Here is a 20027-nt window from a genome sequence, read left to right as displayed (position 1 = left end):
CATGCGTGCCTGCCGCCACAGCAAGGGGCGCAATTGTAGAGAAGGGACTGCGGGGGTGCAAGGTAATTGGTGAATAAATGAACAGCAGCTACAAGCTACAAGCTACAAGCTACAAGCTACAAGCTACAAGCGGACCGCTTTTCACTTGAAGCTCGCAGCTTATGACTTATGGCTTGCGCGAAGCGCGCGCTTTGGCGCCACGCTGGCGCTGGGCTTCGAACAGACATACGCCGGTGGCGACCGAGACGTTGAGACTGCTGACGCTACCGGCCATCGGCAGGTTTACCAGATAGTCGCAGTGCTCGCGAGTCAGGCGACGCATGCCTTTGCCTTCGGCGCCCATGATCAGGATGGTCGGGCCGGTCAGGTCCTGGTCATAAATGCTGACCTCGGCCTCGCCCGCCGTACCGACCACCCACAAACCGCGCTGCTGAAGTTTCTCCAGCGTACGGGCGAGGTTGGTCACCGCCACCAGCGGAATCACTTCCGCCGCACCGCAGGCGACTTTGCGCACCACGGGCGTCAAAGTCGCCGACTTGTCTTTCGGTACGATGACTGCCAGCGCGCCGGCCGCATCGGCCGAGCGCAGGCAGGCGCCGAGGTTGTGCGGATCGGTCACGCCGTCGAGCACCAGCAGCAGCGGCGCGCCTTCGGTGCGATCGAGCAACTCGTCGAGCATCGCTTCGCCCCAGACCTGGCTCGGGCTCACTTCCGCTACCACACCTTGATGGACGCCTTCGACCCAGGCGTCCATTTCGCGGCGCTCGGCCTGGCCGACCTGAACACGATTTTCGTTAGCCAGCTCAACCAGGGTCTGCACCCGTGGATCGTTGCGGCTTTCCGCCAGCCAGATCTGCTTGACGCGTTTTGGGTGGTGACGCAGCAACGCTTCTACCGCGTGAACGCCGTAGATTTTTTCCAACTGACTCATGACTTCGCCTTCGGTTTACGGGCTCCGCCACTTTTGGCTGGAGCGGAACCCGCTTTTGGCGGGCCCTTGCGGTGCTTGCTCGGTTTGGCTGGCTTGCCGCCGGAAGCCTTTTCAGGCGCCGACCGTCCGGTCTTTCCCCCAGACGCCGCTTTACCACCGCTTTTTGCATCGGCGAGCAAGGCCTTCTTCATTTCGCGGCTTTTACGCAGCTCGGCGTTTTTCGCCACGGCATCGCTCGGGCGATAGGCTTCTGCTGCTTTTTCCTTGGCCGGACGACGGCTGGCGCTTTTCGACGGTGCCTTGTCTTCAGCAGCCTTGGCAGCCGGTACGGCGGTTTCAGCGCCCCGCTTTTTGCGGCCGATCGGCGCGCTGATGGTTTTTTCCGCCATCTCGAAGTCGATCTTGCGCTCGTCGAGGTCGACGCGCATGACCCGCACTTCAACCGTATCGCCAAGACGGAAGCTGCGCCCAGTGCGCTCGCCCGCCAAACGGTGATGCACGGGATCGAAGTGGTAGTAATCGCCCGGCAGCGCCGTGACGTGGACCAGCCCCTCGACATAAATGTCGGTCAGCTCGACGAACAGACCAAAACCGGTCACTGCGGTGATCACGCCCGGGAACGACTCACCGACGCGGTCCTTCATGAACTCGCACTTGAGCCAGTTCACTACGTCGCGGGTCGCTTCGTCGGCGCGGCGCTCGCTCATCGAGCACTGCTCGCCGAGCTGCTCCAGCGCTGCCTCGTCGTATGGATAGATGCGCGCCTTCGGAATGGTCATCGCACCGGCACGGCGAACGTGCGGGGTATCCTGCTTCGAATGGATCACGCTGCGGATCGCGCGGTGCGTCAGCAGGTCCGGATAACGACGGATCGGCGAAGTGAAGTGGGTATAGGCTTCGTAATTCAGGCCGAAGTGGCCGTCGTTTTCAGCGCTGTACACCGCCTGACTCAGCGAGCGCAGCATGACGGTCTGGATCAGATGGAAATCCGGACGATCCTTGATGCCCGCCAGCAAGGCCTGGTAGTCCTTCGGTGACGGACCGTCCTTGCCTTTGTGCAGGGACAGGCCAAGCTCGCCCAGGAACGCGCGCAGTTTTTCCAGACGCTCCGGCGGCGGACCGGCGTGAACGCGATACAACGCAGGAATTTCGTGCTTCTTGAGGAATTCGGCGGTGGCCACGTTGGCCGCCAGCATGCATTCCTCGATCAGCTTGTGCGCATCGTTGCGGATGGTCGGACGGATTTCGGCGATCTTGCGCTCGGAACCGAAGATGATCCGGGTTTCCTGCGTTTCGAAATCGATCGCGCCACGTACGTGGCGGGCTGCCAACAGCACTTTGTACAGCGCATAAAGCTGCTTCAGGTGCGGTACGACGTCGGTGTACTCGCCGCGCAGTTTGCGCGCTTCGGCCACCTTGGGCGTTTCCAGCATCGCGCTGACCTTGTTGTAGGTCAGACGGGCGTGGGAGTGAATCACCGCCTCATAGAAGCAGTAGTCGGTCATTTCGCCAGACTTGGAGATGGTCATCTCGCAGACCATGGCCAGACGATCTACATGCGGGTTCAGCGAGCACAGGCCGTTGGACAGTTGCTCCGGCAGCATCGGGATCACACGCTCGGGGAAGTACACCGAGTTGCCGCGCACCTGCGCTTCGTTGTCCAGCGCCGAGCCGATTTTCACGTAGCTGGAAACGTCGGCAATCGCCACGTACAACTTCCAGCCGCCGGAGAACAGGCGCAGCTTGCCCGGCTTGGCTTCGCAGTAAACCGCATCATCGAAGTCGCGGGCATCTTCGCCGTCGATAGTGACGAACGGCAGGTGACGCAGATCGACGCGCTTCTCTTTGTCTTTTTCTTCGACTTCCGGCTTGAGCTTGCCGGCTTCCTTCAGTACGGCTTCAGGCCAGACGTGCGGAATGTCGTAGGTACGCAGGGCAACATCGATTTCCATGCCCGGCGCCATGTAGTTGCCGACCACTTCGACCACATCGCCTTGCGGCTGGAAGCGTGGCGTCGGCCAGTGGGTGATTTTCACCTCGACGAACTGACCGATCTGCGCGTTGGCGTTGCGGCCCGGCGTGACCAGCACTTCCTGCTGGATCTTCGGGTTGTCGGCAACCACAAAACCGATGCCGCCTTCTTCGAAGTAACGACCGACGATGGTTTCGTGAGCGCGGGACACAACCTCAACGATCACACCCTCGCGACGACCGCGACGGTCGAGGCCGGAAACGCGGGCCAGCGCACGGTCGCCATCGAACACCAGACGCATTTGCGCCGGGCTCATGAACAGGTCGTCGCTGCCGTCGTCCGGCACCAGGAAGCCGAAACCGTCACGGTGACCGCTGATGCGACCGAGGATCAGATCCAGCTTGTCCACCGGCGCATAGGTGCCACGGCGGGTGTAGATCAGTTGAGCGTCGCGTTCCATGGCGCGCAGACGGCGGCGCAGGGCTTCAATCTGGTCTTCGGTGGTCAGACCGAACTCTTCGACCAGTTGTTCGCGGGCAGCCGGCGAACCACGATCGGCGAGATGCGCCAGGATCAGTTCGCGGCTAGGAATAGGGTTTTCGTATTTTTCCGCTTCACGAGCGGCCTCGGGATCGAGGGACTGCCAATCGGCCATTAGAGAGTTTTCACCTTGTCTATATGCGGGTTAGTTTGGCATAGGCGCCATGAAACGGGAAATTTCCGGCTATATAAGGCGCAACTGATGCCATGATCTGCCGTCCGAAAGCCATTTTGACCACCGCTGGTAAAAAAAATCATATTTTTTGCCAACAGGGGTTTACACCCCAAAAGACCCTCCGTATAGTGCGCGCCATTGACGACGCAGATGCGTTGACGATACTGCCCAGATGGTGAAATTGGTAGACACGCCAGCTTCAGGTGCTGGTGACCTTACGGTCGTGGAAGTTCGAGTCTTCTTCTGGGCACCAATTTCGAGCTTGAGACTAGATCAGTTTCAAGGCTCACACAAAACCCGCGAAAGCGGGTTTTTTGCATTCTAAGCCCGGGTTTTCTTAAAACCGATTTATTAAAATTAAATCAGGGGTTTACAGATCAAAATGCGCTCCGTATAGTGCGCCACATCAACAGCGGCAACGCTCGCGATGATTGCCCAGATGGTGAAATTGGTAGACACGCCAGCTTCAGGTGCTGGTGACCTTACGGTCGTGGAAGTTCGAGTCTTCTTCTGGGCACCAATTCAAATTCAAGGTCAGGCCTTGAATTCCACAGAAACCCGCGAAAGCGGGTTTTTGCGTTTCCGGCCTTCGGAAACGTCAATCGCCTCAGCAGTTCTCAAAACGCCAATGCCCGCGCAAGGCGCATCTGAGAACCAATATCGTTTATCATTGTTGCAAGTTTTTGCAATGCGACAGTGAGGAACCCTGCGAATGACGTTTCGAAATACCCTGCGCCGAGGCCTGACCTTCACCCTCCTCGGCCTGGCGCTCGCCACTCCCCTCACCCAGGCAGCCGATGCGGTTTCCCTGACTCTGTACAACGGCCAGCACAAGGAAGTCGGCGATGCGATTGCCAAGGCTTTCGAAGCCAAGACCGGCATTCACGTCAACGTCCGTAAAGGCAGCAGCAATCAGCTCGCCAGCCAGATCATCGAAGAAGGCGACCGCTCCCCCGCCGACGTGATCTACACCGAAGAGTCGCCGCCGCTGAACAACCTCGGCGAACAAGGCCTGCTGGCGAAGGCCGACGCCGCAACCCTGGCGGTGCTGCCGGAAAAATACGTAGCCGCCAACGGCACCTGGATCGGCGTCACCGCTCGTGTGCGCGTGGTTGCGTTCAACCCGAAACTGATCGACGAAAAAGACCTGCCGAAATCGGTGATGGAATTTTCCGAGCCGCAATGGCAAGGCAAGGTCGGTTTCGTGCCGACCAGCGGCGCATTCCAGGAACAGGCCGTGGCGATCATCAAGCTGCACGGGCGTGACGCCGCCGAAGAATGGCTGACCGGCCTGCGCGCATTCGGCAAGACTTACAGCAACAACATGGTCGCGCTCAAAGCCGTGGAGAACGGTGAGGTCGCTACCGTGCTGGTGAACAATTACTACTGGTTCGCCCTGCAACGCGAAAAAGGCAAGCTCGATTCGAAACTGCACTACTTCACCGGCGGTGACGCTGGCGGCCTGATCACCGTGTCCAGCGCTGCCGTGCTGAAGTCCAGCAAACATCCAAAAGAAGCCCAGCAATTCCTCGCCTACATGGCCAGCGAAGAAGGTCAGCGCGTGATCACCCAGACCACCGCCGAATATCCGCTGCACAAAGGCATGGAGTCGGATCGCGGGCTCAAGCCGTTCAGCGAACTGGAAGCACCGAATGTGACGCCGGCCGATCTGGGCAATGCTGAGGAAGCGCTGGAACTGGAACGCGAAGTTGGCTTGAACTGATGAGCGCATCGTTATCCGCCCCCGCCGCGCGCGGGGGTTACGTGCCGAAACGCAAACGGCCGTCGGCCTGGCTGCTGCTGCCCGTGTTGTTGCTGGTGGTGTTGAGCCTGTTGCCGCTGGCCTATGTCGGGCTCAAAGCGTGGCAGGCGGGTTGGGCCGAAGCGCTGCATTTGCTGTGGCGCCCGTATGTGTTTGGATTGTTGCGCAACACCCTGGCGCTGATGGTCGGCGTAACGATCACTTGCGGCGTGATCGGCTTGTCGCTGGCCTGGCTGTTGGAGCGCAGCAATCTGCCGGGGCGGCGCCTGTGGGGCGTGATCCTGTGCCTGCCGTTCGCGGTGCCGGCGTTTGTCAGCAGCTTCACCTGGGTTTCGCTGAGCGCACAGTTCGAAGGCCTTGGCGGGGCGATTCTGGTGATGAGCCTGTCAAAGTATCCACTTATCTTTCTGCCGGTCGCCGCAACGTTGCGCAACCTTGACCCTTCCCTTGAAGAGTCCGCTCGCACGCTAGGGCAGAATCGCTGGGGCGTGTTTTTCCGAGTGACCCTGCCACTGCTTTGGCCATCGCTATTGGCCGGCTCGCTGTTGATCGCCTTGCATATGCTGGTCGAGTTCGGAGCACTGTCGATCATCGGCCTGCAAACTTTCACCACGGCGATCTATCAGCAGTTCGAGCTGGAATTCAGCAACGCCAACGCAGCGATGCTCTCGGCAGTATTGCTCGCGCTGTGCCTGCTGTTGCTGTGGCTGGAACTGCGCGTGCGCGGCAAGGGCCGGCATGTGCGCACCGGTCAAGGCGCAGCGCGTCAGGCTGAACAGGTCCGCCTGGGACCATGGACTGCGCTCGGTCAGCTGTACTGCCTGGCGTTGGCGATTGTCGGCAGCGGGGTTCCTTTGGGAATGCTCGCTTACTGGCTGGCGGTGGGCTCTTCTGCGGCGTTCCCGGTAGCGGCGATTACCGAAGCGCTGCTGTCATCGCTGGCGTTGTCACTGGGTGGCGCGGCGCTGTGTCTGCTGCTGGCGGTTCCGGTTGGGCTGCTGGTGGTGCGCCACAAAGGCCAACTGGCGATCTGGGCCGAGCGCTTGCCATATCTGCTGCACGCGCTGCCGGGCTTGGTGATTGCTTTAACGCTGGTGTATTTCGCTCTGCACTACGTGCCAGTGCTGTATCAAACCTCGGGACTGCTGCTGATTGCTTATGCACTGCTGTTTCTGCCGCTGGCGCAGGCGCCGATTCGCACCGCGCTGAACAAGGCTGCCCCACAGCTGGAAGAGGCTGCGCGCACGCTCGGAGCTTCGTCGTTCACGGCGTTTTGCCGGGTGACGCTGCCGATCATTTTCCCGGCACTGGGCGCGGCGTTTGCGCTGGTGTTTCTCGATGCGATGAAGGAATTGACGGCGACGCTGCTACTCAGTCCGACCGGGCTCAATACGCTGGCGACTGAGGTCTGGGCGCATACGGCGAATGTCGAGTTCGCGGCGGCGGCGCCTTATGCGGCGTTGTTGATTGTGGTGTCGGGGTTGCCGGTTTATCTACTGACTACCCGGATGTATTTGAGCCGCTGAAAAAGCCATCGCGAGCAGGCTCACTCCTACAGGGAACGCATTCCAAATGCAGGAGCGAGCCTGCTTGCGATGAGGCCAGCCCAATCAACATCAAGCCCTGAACTGCCCCAGGCTCGCTTTGAGCTGCGCCGCCAGACCATCCAGCACCTTGCCACTGGCCGTGGTTTCCACCACCGCCTGCGCGGCTTTTTCAGCCTGGGCATGAATGGTTTCGACCCGCCCGCGCACCGCCTGCGCACCCTGCGCCTGATGTGCTGCGGCTTGTGTCGCGAGGCCAATCGCTGCGTGCACCTGTTCAACCGAAGCCTGCACCGATTGCTGCAGTCGCGCACTGTCACGCAATACCAGCAAGCCTTCACTGGCCTGACGCCCGGCCTGGCCGATCGCCTCGACCGCTTCGCGCGCGCCCTGCTGCAACGCGACGATGTGCGCCTGGATGTCGCCGGTGGAGCTTTGCGTCTTGCTCGCCAATGCGCGCACTTCGTCTGCCACAACTGCAAAACCGCGACCGGTCTCGCCTGCACGCGCAGCTTCAATCGCCGCGTTCAAGGCCAGCAGGTTGGTTTGCTCTGCGATGCCGTGGATAACCGTCAGCACCACTTCAATCTGTTCACTCTGCTGCGCCAGCCGCTCGATGACTTTCGCCCCGGTGTCGACCTGCCCGGCCAGCGCTTCGATCAGGCCACCGACCTTGGCCGAGGTGCGGGTGTTTTCATCGGTCGCCTGACGGATTTCCACCACTTGCTTGAGTGCAGCCTGCATCGCATGGCTTTCCGATTGCGCCTCGTCGGCCATTTGCGACAACGCACGCAGGCTCTCGGCAACTTCATCACGCTGCATGCCTGCCGCCGCATCGGCGCCCGCATTGCGCAGGGTCATCGCGCCAATTTCCACGCCAGTACGCTGCGCCACATCGCCAGCTTCGCGCACGATCGGCTGCAACTTGTCCACAAAGCGATTGACTGCCGAGGCCATGTCGCCGATTTCGTCCTTGCTGTTGATCTGCACACGCTTGGTCAGATCGCCCTCGCCCGCCGCCAGGTCGTCCATCGCCGCGTTGAGCATTTTCAGGCGATTGACTACGCGATGGCCCAACACCACCGCCAGCAACAGCAGCACCGCGCAACCGACCAGCGCCAGGCCGAGGCCGATGCGCCAGCGCAGCGTCGCCGCCGCTTCTTGAACGGTCTGCGCGGTATTGGCTTTCATCTCGCCAGCCGTGGACTGCGCCGACTGCAGGCGCGCCTGCATGGCTTTTGCGCTGTCCGCCGCGGCGCCTTTGAGGCTGTCCCCGACCAGTTGATCGCTGCTGGCGATCAGCGCCGAGAAACGTTTGTCGAGTTCGACCAGGTCGGTTTCCACCGAGGCTGTGGAAACGCCCATCAGCACCTTGCCGATCTCCACACCATTGGGATTGATCGACGCTTCGAGGTAATAAACCGAGGGATCGTTTTTCGCTGCATCGAGGACTTTATCCAGCGCCCGCTCGCCCTGACCTTTTTCCAGCAAGGCCTTGTTGATCGGGTTTTCCCGGTTGAGGTAGCGGGTCAGGTGCTGACCGGTGGCATCGTCATAGACCACGAACAACACGTTGGGATTGCGCTGGGCGCGGCGGGCAAATTCCGACAGGGTCGGTACGTCGCTGTCCCACATCGCCCGCGGAGCAACGGAGGCGAGCAACTGCGCCATGTCATTGGCCGAATCCTTGAGGTCCTTTTCCAGCATGGCACGCAGTTGCGCCTGCTCTTCTTTGAGGCGTGAAGACAGGCCAGCGGTGAGTCGCTGCCGGGTACTGGCGGACAAAGCGTCGAGGCTGGAAGTAACCTCCCGCCCGGCCTGCTCCAGTTCGCCGGACAGCTTCTGGCTGTCGGTTCCCAGGCGCGTCGCCAGATCCGCTTCCAGCGCCGTGACGGTGCTCCGCGTCAGGGCAACGGCCACCAACACTTGCACCAAAAGGGCGATACCCAAGGTAACGAACACGGGCCGCAGCAAACGGCTTTGTAACAGTGAGAGAACGGCCGACACTTTGAAATCCCTCTACGTCTGACGCCATTAATTTGATGGCACTCTTGTAGACAGATTCACAGCAAAGGTCATGCCGTCCAACAGGCATAAACGACAAAGGCCCCGATTAAGGGGCCTTTGTTTTTTACATCAACAACTTATCAAGCGAACGGATGACGCAGAACGATGGTTTCGTTGCGGTCCGGGCCCGTCGAAATAATGTCGATCGGTGCGCCGATCAACTCTTCGACGCGTTTGATGTAGGCGCGAGCATTGGCCGGCAGCTCTTCCAGGGTCTTGGCACCCACAGTCGATTCGCTCCAGCCCGGCACTTCTTCGTAGACCGGCTGCAGGCCGACGTAGCTGTCAGCATCGGTCGGAGCAACAGCGTTGCCCTGCGCGTCTTTGTAGCCGACGCAGATGTTAATGGTTTCCAGACCGTCGAGTACGTCCAGCTTGGTCAGGCAGATGCCCGAGATGCTGTTCACATCGATAGCGCGACGCAGGATGACGGCGTCGAACCAGCCACAGCGACGGGCACGGCCGGTGGTGGCGCCGAACTCGTGACCTTGCTTGGCCAGGTGAGCACCAACGTCGTCGAACAGCTCAGTCGGGAACGGACCCGAACCGACGCGCGTGGTGTACGCCTTGGTGATGCCGAGGATGTAATCGAGGAACATCGGGCCAACACCGGAGCCAGTTGCCACGCCACCCGCGGTGGTGTTGGAGCTGGTCACGTACGGATAGGTACCGTGGTCGATGTCGAGCAACGAACCCTGGGCGCCTTCGAACATGATGTCTTTGCCGGCACGTCGCAGGTCGTGCAGCTCAGCGGTGACGTCGAGCATCAGCGGCTTGAGCAGCTCGGCGTATTCCTTGCACTCGGCCAGGGTCTTTTCGAACTCGATGGCCGGCTCTTTGTAGTAACCAACCAGCATGAAGTTGTGGTAATCCACCAGTTCACGCAGCTTGTCTTCAAAGCGCGGCATGTTCAGCAGGTCGCCGACACGCAGGCCACGACGGGCAACCTTGTCTTCGTACGCTGGTCCGATGCCGCGACCGGTAGTGCCGATCTTCAGCTCGCCACGGGCCTTTTCACGGGCCTGGTCCAGCGCAACGTGGAAGGACAGGATCAGCGGGCAGGACGGGCTGATACGCAGACGCTCACGCACCGGTACGCCTTTCTCTTCCAGCTTGGTGATCTCGCGCAGCAGGGCATCAGGTGCGACGACCACGCCATTGCCGATCAGGCACTGCACGCCTTCGCGCAGCACACCCGACGGGATCAGGTGCAAGACAGTTTTCTCGCCGTCAATCACCAGCGTGTGGCCCGCGTTGTGGCCACCCTGATAGCGCACTACGGCGGCAGCATGTTCGGTCAGCAGATCAACGATCTTGCCTTTGCCCTCATCACCCCACTGGGTGCCCAGGACTACGACATTCTTACCCATAACACTTGTCCTCATTCGCGCAAACTTGGTGCCGGCGATGGCCGGCAGGAAAACTCAAGAAGCCAGTGGCGATACTTGCCAAAGCCCGTTCTGCTGAATCAATTGCCGGTCGCAGTCCGCATCACGGGCGGCGGCCAAAGGTTGTCCAGGCAAGGCCTGAACGACACGCTGACCCTCACTGCGCAACTGGCAAACCTGCTGCCAGAGTGCCGCATCCGTACTGTCAGGCATCCAGATACCGCCAGACGGTAGCTCGATCTCAGCACGCCCCAGGGTCACCAGGGTTTTCAAATCGGTGGAAAAACCGGTCGCCGGACGGGCACGACCAAAATCGGCGCCGATGTCATCGTAGCGACCACCTTGAGCGATCGACTGACCGACGCCCGGTACGAACACCGCGAACACCACGCCGGTGTGGTAGTGGTAGCCACGCAGTTCGCCCAGATCGAAGTACAACGGCAGATCAGGGAAGCGCACCGAAAGACGCTCGGCAATCGCCAGCAAGTCTTCCAGGGCCGCCAGCACTGGCGCCGGCGCATTGGCCAGACGCTCGCGCGCAGCGCTCAACACTTCGCGACCGCCACACAGGTCTACCAAAGCGCGCAGCATGTCGGACAGATCCGCTGGCAAGCCTTCGGTCAGGGTAATGACCTCGTCGATGGCCTTGCGTTGCAGCGCATCGAACAACTGCTGTTCGACTTCACCCGACAAACCGGCGGCGCGTGCCAGCCCCCGATAGATGCCGACATGGCCAAGGTCCATGTGCACGTCCGGCACGTCGGCCAGTTGCAGCATGGCCAGCATCAGGCTGATCACTTCAACGTCGCTGCTCGGGCTGGCGTCGCCGTACAACTCGGCACCCAACTGGATCGGGCTGCGCGAGGACGACAAGGCCCGCGGCTGGGCGTGCAGCACGCTGCCGGCGTAGCACAGGCGGCTCGGGCCTTCGCGGCGCAGGGTGTGCGCATCGATGCGCGCGACTTGCGGTGTGATGTCGGCGCGGAATCCCATCTGCCGACCCGACTGCGGGTCGATGACCTTGAAGGTGCGCAGATCCAGGTCCTGGCCCGCACCGGTCAGCAGGGATTCCAGGTACTCGATATGGGGAGTCACGACAAATTCGTAACCCCAGCTCTGGAACAGATCCAACACCTGACGACGCGCGACTTCGATGCGCGCCGCTTCCGGTGGCAGTACTTCTTCGATGCCATCTGGCAGCAGCCAGCGGTCTACCGTTGCCATTACGCCATTCCCCTTTGATCCGGGCGGCCAGCCTGCGGGCGAGCCTTGAGTGAAGCAGAAAATGGTTGACCCGTTCAAAACGCACGCGCATGAACGACGCGGCAAAAGGCCTGTTACCGGCTTCGCCCACCACTTTCCTCGAAAAACGTTCGGGCCATTCAACCCGATGCCTGCAACAAAAAACAGCAATCAAACGTGCAGACGCAAAAAAGCCGGGAATTTCCCGGCTGCCGCATCATACACACGTTTTCCCAAAGGATCACCCCGCCCGAGGATTTAGCCGCCGGGCGGAGCGATTCAGGTCAACTTCGCATCAAGGCTTGGCTTTTTCCAGATAACGGAAGAAGTCGCTGCTTGGGTCGAGGACCATGACGTCGGATTTGTTCGCGAAGCTTTCACGGTAGGCACGCAGGCTACGGTAGAAACCGTAGAACTCCTGATCCTGGCCGTAGGCCTTGGAATAGATCGCAGCGGCCTGGGCGTCACCATCACCGCGAACCTCTTCGGATTCACGATAGGCTTCAGCCAGCAGCACGCGGCGTTGACGATCAGCGTCGGCACGGATGCCTTCGGCCAGCTCGTTACCCTTGGCGCGGTGCTCGCGAGCTTCACGCTCACGCTCGGTGCTCATACGTTCGAACACGCTGCGGTTCACTTCCTTCGGCAGATCGATGGCCTTGACCCGGACATCGACGACTTCGATACCCAGCTCCTTTTCCGCCATCTTGTTCAGCGATGCAGTGATGTCAGCCATCAGTGCATCGCGCTCACCCGACACCACTTCGTGCAGGGTGCGCTTGCCGAACTGGTCACGCAGGCCCGACTCCAGACGACGCGACAAACGCTCGTCGGCAATCTGCTTGAGACCGGAAGTCGCGGTGTAGAAACGCTCGGCATCTTTCACTCGCCACTTGGCGTAGGCATCGACCATCACGGCTTTCTTTTCCAGGGTCAGGAAGCGCTGCGTCGGTGCGTCCAGCGTCAACAGGCGTGCGTCGAATTTACGCACCTGGTTAACGTAAGGCACCTTCACATGCAGACCCGGCTGGACATCCGCCTGAACCACACGACCGAATTGCAGCAGCACCGCGCGCTCGGTCTGAGCGACGATATAGAAGCAATTCCAGCCCACCAGTACCACAACGACGCCAACGATCAGGGCGATCAGCGATTTATTGCTCATCAGCGGGTCTCCCTTGTACGTGTCTGCGGCACGTCAGTGACATGCGGCGTGACGTCCGTGTTGTTGCTGGCGGCCGAACCGGTCACCGGTGCGTTGCCCGAGCTGTTCTGGATCATCTTGTCCAACGGCAGATAGAGCAGATTGCTCTGGCCGTTCTTGTTGCCGGTCACGAGTACCTTGCTGGTGTTGCTGAAGACTTCCTGCATGGTGTCCAGGTACAGACGCTCGCGGGTGACTTCAGGTGCCTTGCGATACTCGGCGACCAGTTTGGTAAAGCGATCGGCCTCACCCTTGGCGCGGGAGATCGTTTCGTCGCGGTAACCGTTGGCATCTTCGATGATGCGCTGGGCCTGACCACGGGCTTCCGGCACCACGCCGTTGGCGTAGGTTTCGGCCTGGTTGCGCGAACGCTGCTCGTCTTCACGGGCGCGGATCACGTCGTCGAAGGCTTCCTGCACTTCACGCGGTGCCGCTGCGCTCTGTACGTTGACCTGGGTAACGGTGATACCGGTGCGATAGGTATCGAGGAAACGTTGCAGACGCTCCTTGATCTCGCTGGCCATCAACTCACGACCTTCGGTCAGCACCTGGTCCATGGCGGTCGAACCGACCACGTGGCGCAGGGCACTTTCAGTCGCATGCTGCAGACTGATTTCCGGCTGATCGACGTTCAGCACGAAGTCCTGCAGGTTGCTGATCTTGTACTGCACGGTCAGCGGCACTTCGACGATGTTTTCGTCTTCAGTGAGCATCTGGCCCTGCTTGGAGTACGCACGCTCACGCGTCACGTTTTCCATGTACTTTTTGTCGATCGGCGGGAAATAAATGTTCAGGCCCGGGCCGACAGTCTCGTAGTACTTGCCGAAGCGCAGCACCACGGCCTGCTCCTGCTCGTCCACCACGTAGACGGCGCTGTACAGCCAGACGGCCGCCAGCACGACCAGGCCGATGCCGAGCAGGCCGCCGAAGCCGCCACTGCTCTTGCCCGAACCACCGCCGTCATCACCACGTTTCTTGCCACCACCGAACAACCCGTTCAGGCTTTCCTGCAGCTTTCGGAAGGCCTCGTCGAGATCCGGTGGCCCCTTGCGGTCGCCGTTATTGCGGCGCTTGCCGCCCCAGGGATCCTGATTGTTCGAGTTGCCACCCGGCTCATTCCAAGCCATAGCGCTCTCCATCTGATAAAGCAAAGACGCACCCACGGCGCGCCGACCAATGCTACAGAATGCCTGCCGTTGCGGCACAACCGCTTTTTCAGGCTTTTATTGCAAAGTGTGTTGCTCGATGAATTCCATCGGCTGCAATCCTTCGCGGCTTACCAGTCGATTCAACTCGATCCGGGGCAAACGAACGGTCAGCAGACTGACACCTTCTTCGTCGTGCTCTTCTTTCTGCACCGCGCCGAGTTCGAAAAACTGCGCACGCAGTCGCGCGAAGCGTTGCGGCAAACGCAAGGTACCGACAAACAGATCACTGCCGAGCAATTCGGCAATCGCCTGTTCGAGCAATTCCAGACCGCTGCCATCGCGCGCCGACAACCAGACCCGCTGGGGCTTGCCGTCTTCGTCGCGCTGGATTTGCGGCTCGACGCCTTCGAGCAAATCGAGTTTGTTATAGACCTCGAGGATCGGCAAGTCCTGGGCACCAATCTCGCCCAGCACCACCATCACCTGCTCGATCTGCAACATGCGATCCGGTTCCGCCGCGTCGATGACGTGCAATAACAGATCAGAGTTGCTCGACTCTTCGAGGGTAGACCGAAATGCTTCAACCAGCTTGTGCGGCAAGTGCCGAATGAAACCTACCGTGTCGGCCAGGACAATCGGCCCCAGGTCATCCAGATCCAGACGACGCAGGGTCGGGTCGAGCGTGGCGAACAACTGGTCAGCCGCATAGACCTCGGATTTCGTCACGTTGTTGAACAGCGTGGACTTGCCGGCGTTGGTATAGCCGACCAGCGATACGGTCGGAATCTCTGCCCGCGAACGGCCGCGACGCGACTGCTCGCGCTGGCTGCGCACCTTCTCCAGCCGCCCCTTGATCTGACGCAGGCGCACCCGCAGCAGACGCCGGTCGGTTTCGAGCTGGGTTTCACCCGGACCGCGCATGCCGATGCCGCCACCCTGACGCTCAAGGTGCGTCCAGCCGCGGACCAGCCGGGTGCTCATGTGGTCAAGCTGGGCCAGTTCGACCTGGAGCTTGCCTTCATGGGTACGGGCGCGTTGGGCGAAAATATCGAGAATCAGACCGGTGCGGTCGATCACGCGACACTCGAAAACACGTTCGAGGTTGCGTTCCTGGCTGGGCGTGAGGACGTGATTGAAAATCACCAGATCGGCTTCTTCAGCCTTGACCAGGTCGCGTAGCTCTTCGACCTTGCCGCTGCCAATCAGGTATTTGGCGGTTGGCCGATGACGCGGCACGTTAAAAAACGCAACGGTCTCGGCGCCGGCCGAATTAGCCAACTCCTGAAACTCCTGCGGATCTTCGCGCGCCTCAGGGTCCTGTCCATCCAAGTGAACGAGGATCACTCGTTCACCACCACCGTGGCGCTCAAAGAACAAAGGAGACTCCTATCAGGCGTTACCCGGAGCTGGCTCTGCGTCGCCCTGTTCGTTTTCGGTTGCGCTAGGCAGACGAATCGGACGAACCGGCACTACGGTCGAGATAGCGTGTTTGTAAACCATCTGGCTGACGGTGTTCTTCAGCAGGATCACGAACTGGTCGAACGACTCGATCGTGCCTTGCAGTTTGATACCGTTGACCAGGTAGATGGAAACCCCGACTTTCTCTTTACGTAAAGTATTCAGGTAAGGGTCTTGTAGCGAATGCCCTTTTGACATGTGCCGCACTCCTTTAAGGATTCAATAATAAAAAATAGGTAATTCAGATGGCTTTGGCCGCCACACCCCCAAGGATAGACGGCAATTGCAAGGACTCAGCTCAATATGGAGATGGTCCCAAGGTATTTCAAGGCGCGTGGCAGATTGTCGCAATCAAGACTGTCCAGCCAGTGTAAATCTTCCCAGCTGCGCAGCCAGGTGAACTGGCGTTTGGCCAATTGGCGCGTGGCGATGATGCCGCGCTCCTGCATTTCGGCCAACGTCAGCTTGCCATCCAGGTAGTCCCAGACTTGGCGATAGCCTACCGCACGTATAGACGGCAACCCGGCATGCAGGTCACTTCTATTACGCAGGGCTACGACCTCGTCGATGAATCCCTGTTCCAACATATTTGTGAATCTTTGTTTGATGCGTTCATGCAGTACCTGGCGATCTGCCGGGGCAATGGCCAGGTTCGCGACAGTATAGGGCAATTGTTGCAGTCCCGAAGCGGCTGCTTCGGTACTTTGCGCAGATTGTTGCTGACGCAGGTCAGTCATGCTGCGACCGCTGACGCGATAAACTTCGAGGGCGCGACTCAGGCGCTGCGGATCGTTCGGATGAATCCGCGCCGCCGACACCGGATCGATGAGCGCCAACTGATCGTGCAGCGCCTGCCAGCCAAGGCGCGCGGCCTCTTCTTCGATCTGCGCGCGCACCTCGGGATCGGCGGCAGGCATGTCCGCCAGTCCGTCGACCAAAGCCTTGTAATAGAGCATGGTGCCGCCCACCAGCAGCGGAATTTTGCCGCGTGCGGTGATGTCGGCCATGGCTTGCAGGGCATCGCGGCGAAAATCCGCAGCCGAATAGGCTTCGGCCGGATCAAGAATGTCGATCAAGCGGTGCGGATGTTCGGCCAAGAGCGCTCTTGAAGGCTTGGCGGTGCCGATGTCCATGCCGCGATAGACCAGCGCCGAATCGACACTGATCAGCTCGCACGGCAGCACTTTGGTCAGCTCGATGGCCAGGTCGGTCTTGCCCGCAGCGGTCGGGCCCATCAGGAAAATCGCTGGAGGAAGCTGGCTCATCAACGACCGCGCAGGAACAGTTTGTCCAGATCGTCCAGACCCAGTTGGGTCCAGGTCGGTCGGCCATGGTTGCATTGACCGCTGCGCTCGGTGTTTTCCATGTCACGCAGCAGGCCGTTCATTTCCGGCAGGGCCAGGCGGCGGTTGGCGCGAATCGCGCCGTGGCAGGCCATGGTGCCGAGCAATTCGTTGAGGTGCGCCTGAATGCGGTCGCTGGTGCCGTATTCCATCAGGTCCGACAGCACGTCGCCGACCAGACGGTTGGCCTCGGCCTGCTTGAGCAACGCCGGAATCTGCCGGATCGCCAGGGTTTCCGGGCCCAGCCGCTGCAATTCGAAGCCCAGCCGCTGGAACCACGCGGCGTGCTCTTCGGCGCAATCGGCTTCGCGCTGACTCACGGCCAGCGACTCCGGCACCAGCAACGGCTGACCGCTCAGGCCTTCACTGGCCATGGCGATCTTCAGGCGTTCGTACATGATCCGCTCATGGGCAGCATGCATGTCCACCAGCACCAGGCCATGGGCGTTCTCGGAAAGAATGTAGATGCCCTTGAGCTGCGCCAGCGCATAGCCGAGCGGCGGAATATCTTCCTGGCCGGTCGGTAGCGCGCTGGCATTGGCCTCGGGCAGCGGCGCGAAAAATTCTTTGTAAGCGGCTTGAGCCTCGGCAGCGGGCAGGGCCGACTGCGGGCGTGGCGTGTACTGATACTGATAAGCGCCGCCAGCACTGGCACCGGACGAGGTATTGAACGCCGGTTGCGCCTGCGGCTGCTCGAGCAACGCATTCGCGGCAAGCCGCATTTCGCCTTGCGGGCCAAATTCGCCCGCCTCGATTCCGCTGGGTCGCACGATGGCCGTGGTCACGGAGCCGGCCAACTGGTCTTCCGGACGCACGTCGCCCAACGCACGGTGCAAGGTGCCATACAGGAAGTCATGGACCATGCGCCCGTCGCGAAAGCGCACTTCGTGCTTGGTCGGGTGCACGTTGACGTCAACCGCCGCAGGATCGACCTCGAAAAACAGCGCGAACGTCGGGTGGCGGCCGTTGAACAGCACGTCGCGATAGGCCTGACGCACCGCGTGGGCAACCAGTTTGTCGCGCACCGCGCGGCCATTCACAAAAAAATACTGCAAATCGGCCTGACTGCGGTTGAAGGTCGGCAAACCGACCCAGCCCCACAGGTGCAAACCGTTGCGTTCGATCTCGATCGGCAGCGCCTGCTCAAGGAAACCCGAGCCGCAGATCGCCGCCACACGCCGGGCGCGGGCCGCATCATCGTGGGCCTCATGCAGGCTGAGGATGGTTTTACCGTTATGGCGCAAATGGAAAGCCACATCGAAACGCGCCAGCGCCAGACGCTTGATCACCTCTTGCAGGTGATCGAATTCGGTTTTTTCGGTCTTGAGGAATTTGCGCCGCGCCGGGGTGTTGAAAAACAGGTCACGGACTTCCACCGAGGTGCCGACAGGGTGCGCGGCGGGCTGTACGCGAGGCGCCATGTCGCGGCCCTCGGTCTCGACCTGCCATGCCTGATCGGCGTCGCGGGTGCGCGAGGTCAGGGTCAGCCGCGCCACGGAGCTGATCGACGCCAGCGCCTCGCCGCGAAAACCCAGGCTCATGACCTGCTCGAGGTCTTCGAGGTTGCGAATCTTGCTGGTGGCGTGACGGGCCAGCGCCAGCGGCAGGTCGTCGGCGGAAATGCCGTTACCGTCGTCACGCACCCGCAGCAACTTGACGCCGCCCTGCTCGACATCGACGTCGATACGCTTGGCGCCGGAATCGAGACTGTTTTCCAGCAACTCCTTGATGACCGAGGCCGGGCGTTCGACCACCTCACCGGCGGCAATCTGGTTCGCCAGCCGCGGGCTCAACAGTTCGATGCGGGCGCTGTTCAGTACCTGATTCATTCTTTCGACGCCAGTTCAGTGCCGGGAATGGTCAGGTGCTGGCCGACTTTCAGCTCATCGGTTTTCAGGTTGTTCGCCGCACGCAGCGTGGCCGGCGACACTTGATAGCGCACGCCGATCATCGCCAGCGTCTCACCGGGGCCGACGCGGTGATCGCGCGGGCCTTGGGCGATCTTGCCGGAATCACGCAGCCAGGCGATGTAGGTGCCCGGCGGCGGGTTCTGCTGGAAGAACTGGCGCACGCCGCTGCTGATCGAGCGGGCCAGCGCTTGCTGGTGGCTCGACGCCGAGAGTTTGTTGGCTTCGTTGGCGTTCGAGATAAAACCGGTTTCGACCAGAATCGATGGGATGTCCGGCGATTTCAGTACCATGAACCCGGCCTGTTCCACGCGCTGTTTGTGCAGCGGCGTAACGCGGCCAATGTTCGTCAGGACTTTCTGGCCGACGTTGAGACTGGAAGTCAGCGAGGCCGTCATCGACAGGTCGAGCAGCACGCCGGCGAGCATGCGGTCCTTGTCATCCAGGCTGACGTTGCCGGCACCACCGATCAGGTCGGAACGGTTTTCGCTGTCGGCCAGCCAACGGGCAGTTTCCGACGTAGCGCCGCGATCGGACAGGGCAAACACCGATGCACCGAACGCTGCTGCGGATGGCGCGGCGTCGGCGTGAATCGAGACGAACAGGTCGGCGCCCTTCTTGCGGGCAATTTCGGTACGCCCACGCAACGGAATGAAGTAGTCGCCGGTACGCGTCAGCTCGGCACGGAAGCCTTTCATGCCGTTGACCTGACGCTGCAATTCGCGAGCGATCTGCAGCACCACGTCTTTTTCACGCTGGCCGCGCGAGCCGGAGGCACCGGGGTCTTCACCGCCGTGGCCGGCGTCGATCACCACAATGATGTCGCGCTTGCCGGCCGGGGCTGGCGGCAGTTTGATCGCCGGTTCAGTCGGGGTCACCGGCACTGCCGGCACGGTCGCCACCGATGGTGTTGGCGCAGGCGGCGGCGCGGCATCGGCCGGGTTGTCGAACAGGTCGACCACCAGCCGGTTGCCGTACTGTGCGTTCGGCGCCAGCGAGAAACTTTTCGGGGTGACGGCTTTTTTCAGGTCGATGACCACCCGCAGGTCGGTCGGTGTGCGCTGAGCCGAGCGCATCGCAGTGATCGGCGTGTTCGCCGTCTGCACGTTCAACGGCGCGCCGAGGGTGGCGCCATTGATGTCGATCACCAGCCGATCAGGGGCTGTCAGGGTGAACACGCTGTGCTGTACCGGGCCGCTCAAGTCGAAGACCAGTCGCGTGTTGTCCGGCGCCCGCCACAGGCGCACGCTGTTGACCTTTGAATCGGCCACAGCGTTGACGGTTACTGCCATCAACATCAGTCCAGCGGCAGCCACCAACGCGCGAAAGCGCATACCAAACCCCAT

The 20027-nt window shown here is 61.0% G+C and carries 14 protein-coding genes and 2 tRNA genes; 4 read left to right on the top strand and 12 right to left on the bottom strand.

All coding sequences use genetic code 11. The annotated features are described in order from the left end of the window. Positions 1–166: 166 nt before the first annotated feature. Positions 167–931, bottom strand: coding sequence for a 23S rRNA (guanosine(2251)-2'-O)-methyltransferase RlmB (gene rlmB, locus BLU52_RS01155; RefSeq protein ID WP_090280791.1), 765 nt, complete (start codon positions 929–931; stop codon positions 167–169). Next, positions 928–3558, bottom strand: a complete 2631-nt coding sequence (gene rnr, locus BLU52_RS01150) for a ribonuclease R (RefSeq protein ID WP_090280787.1) — start codon at positions 3556–3558, stop codon at positions 928–930. Before rnr ends, rlmB begins: the two co-directional genes overlap by 4 nt. 226 nt (positions 3559–3784) lie before the next feature. Between rnr and BLU52_RS01145 the strand changes: the two genes are divergently transcribed. From BLU52_RS01145 to BLU52_RS01130, 4 genes are all read left to right on the top strand, one after another. Then, a tRNA-Leu gene (locus tag BLU52_RS01145) sits at positions 3785–3871 on the top strand. Between the two features lie 180 nt (positions 3872–4051). After that, a tRNA-Leu gene (locus BLU52_RS01140) sits at positions 4052–4138 on the top strand. Between the two features lie 192 nt (positions 4139–4330). Next, positions 4331–5341 carry an extracellular solute-binding protein gene (locus BLU52_RS01135; protein ID WP_090280784.1) on the top strand — a complete coding sequence of 337 codons (1011 nt, stop codon included), beginning with the start codon at positions 4331–4333 and terminating at the stop codon, positions 5339–5341. Beyond that, positions 5341–6906 (top strand): ABC transporter permease, encoded by a 1566-nt coding sequence (locus BLU52_RS01130; protein ID WP_090280781.1) that lies wholly within the window; start codon positions 5341–5343, stop codon positions 6904–6906. The genes BLU52_RS01135 and BLU52_RS01130 overlap by 1 nt, the downstream gene beginning before the upstream one ends. Positions 6907–6996: 90 nt before the next feature. Here the strand turns inward: BLU52_RS01130 and BLU52_RS01125 are convergent, their stop codons facing one another. From BLU52_RS01125 to BLU52_RS01080, 10 genes are all read right to left on the bottom strand, one after another. After that, complete coding sequence (locus BLU52_RS01125) at positions 6997–8931, bottom strand: methyl-accepting chemotaxis protein (protein ID WP_090280778.1); 1935 nt, start codon at positions 8929–8931, stop codon at positions 6997–6999. A gap of 140 nt (positions 8932–9071) precedes the next feature. Further along, positions 9072–10361: an adenylosuccinate synthase gene (locus BLU52_RS01120; RefSeq protein ID WP_039756860.1), complete on the bottom strand. Its 1290-nt coding sequence runs from the start codon at positions 10359–10361 to the stop codon at positions 9072–9074. A gap of 54 nt (positions 10362–10415) precedes the next feature. After that, on the bottom strand, positions 10416–11603 hold the full coding sequence (locus tag BLU52_RS01115; RefSeq protein ID WP_090280774.1) for an ATP phosphoribosyltransferase regulatory subunit: 1188 nt from the start codon (positions 11601–11603) through the stop codon (positions 10416–10418). Between the two features lie 313 nt (positions 11604–11916). Then, positions 11917–12786, bottom strand: coding sequence for a protease modulator HflC (gene hflC / locus BLU52_RS01110; protein ID WP_039756857.1), 870 nt, complete (start codon positions 12784–12786; stop codon positions 11917–11919). Continuing rightward, positions 12786–13952: an FtsH protease activity modulator HflK gene (hflK, locus tag BLU52_RS01105; RefSeq protein WP_039756854.1), complete on the bottom strand. Its 1167-nt coding sequence runs from the start codon at positions 13950–13952 to the stop codon at positions 12786–12788. Before hflK ends, hflC begins: the two co-directional genes overlap by 1 nt. A 96-nt stretch (positions 13953–14048) precedes the next feature. Next, positions 14049–15350 carry a ribosome rescue GTPase HflX gene (hflX, locus tag BLU52_RS01100; protein ID WP_090280771.1) on the bottom strand — a complete coding sequence of 434 codons (1302 nt, stop codon included), beginning with the start codon at positions 15348–15350 and terminating at the stop codon, positions 14049–14051. A 12-nt stretch (positions 15351–15362) separates the two neighbouring features. Next, positions 15363–15629 (bottom strand): RNA chaperone Hfq, encoded by a 267-nt coding sequence (gene hfq, locus BLU52_RS01095; RefSeq protein ID WP_090280768.1) that lies wholly within the window; start codon positions 15627–15629, stop codon positions 15363–15365. A gap of 95 nt (positions 15630–15724) precedes the next feature. Then, positions 15725–16696 (bottom strand): tRNA (adenosine(37)-N6)-dimethylallyltransferase MiaA, encoded by a 972-nt coding sequence (gene miaA, locus BLU52_RS01090; protein ID WP_090280764.1) that lies wholly within the window; start codon positions 16694–16696, stop codon positions 15725–15727. Further along, positions 16696–18603: a DNA mismatch repair endonuclease MutL gene (gene mutL / locus BLU52_RS01085; RefSeq protein ID WP_090280761.1), complete on the bottom strand. Its 1908-nt coding sequence runs from the start codon at positions 18601–18603 to the stop codon at positions 16696–16698. Before mutL ends, miaA begins: the two co-directional genes overlap by 1 nt. Beyond that, a complete protein-coding gene (locus tag BLU52_RS01080; protein ID WP_394505899.1) occupies positions 18600–19979 on the bottom strand; it encodes an N-acetylmuramoyl-L-alanine amidase in 1380 nt (459 codons plus the stop codon). The genes mutL and BLU52_RS01080 overlap by 4 nt, the downstream gene beginning before the upstream one ends. Positions 19980–20027 lie beyond the last annotated feature (48 nt).

This window comes from Pseudomonas granadensis (assembly GCF_900105485.1).
Lineage (GTDB): Bacteria > Pseudomonadota > Gammaproteobacteria > Pseudomonadales > Pseudomonadaceae > Aquipseudomonas > Aquipseudomonas granadensis.
Note: the sequence above shows the minus strand (reverse complement) of the source record. Positions and strands in the feature narration are given on the sequence as shown.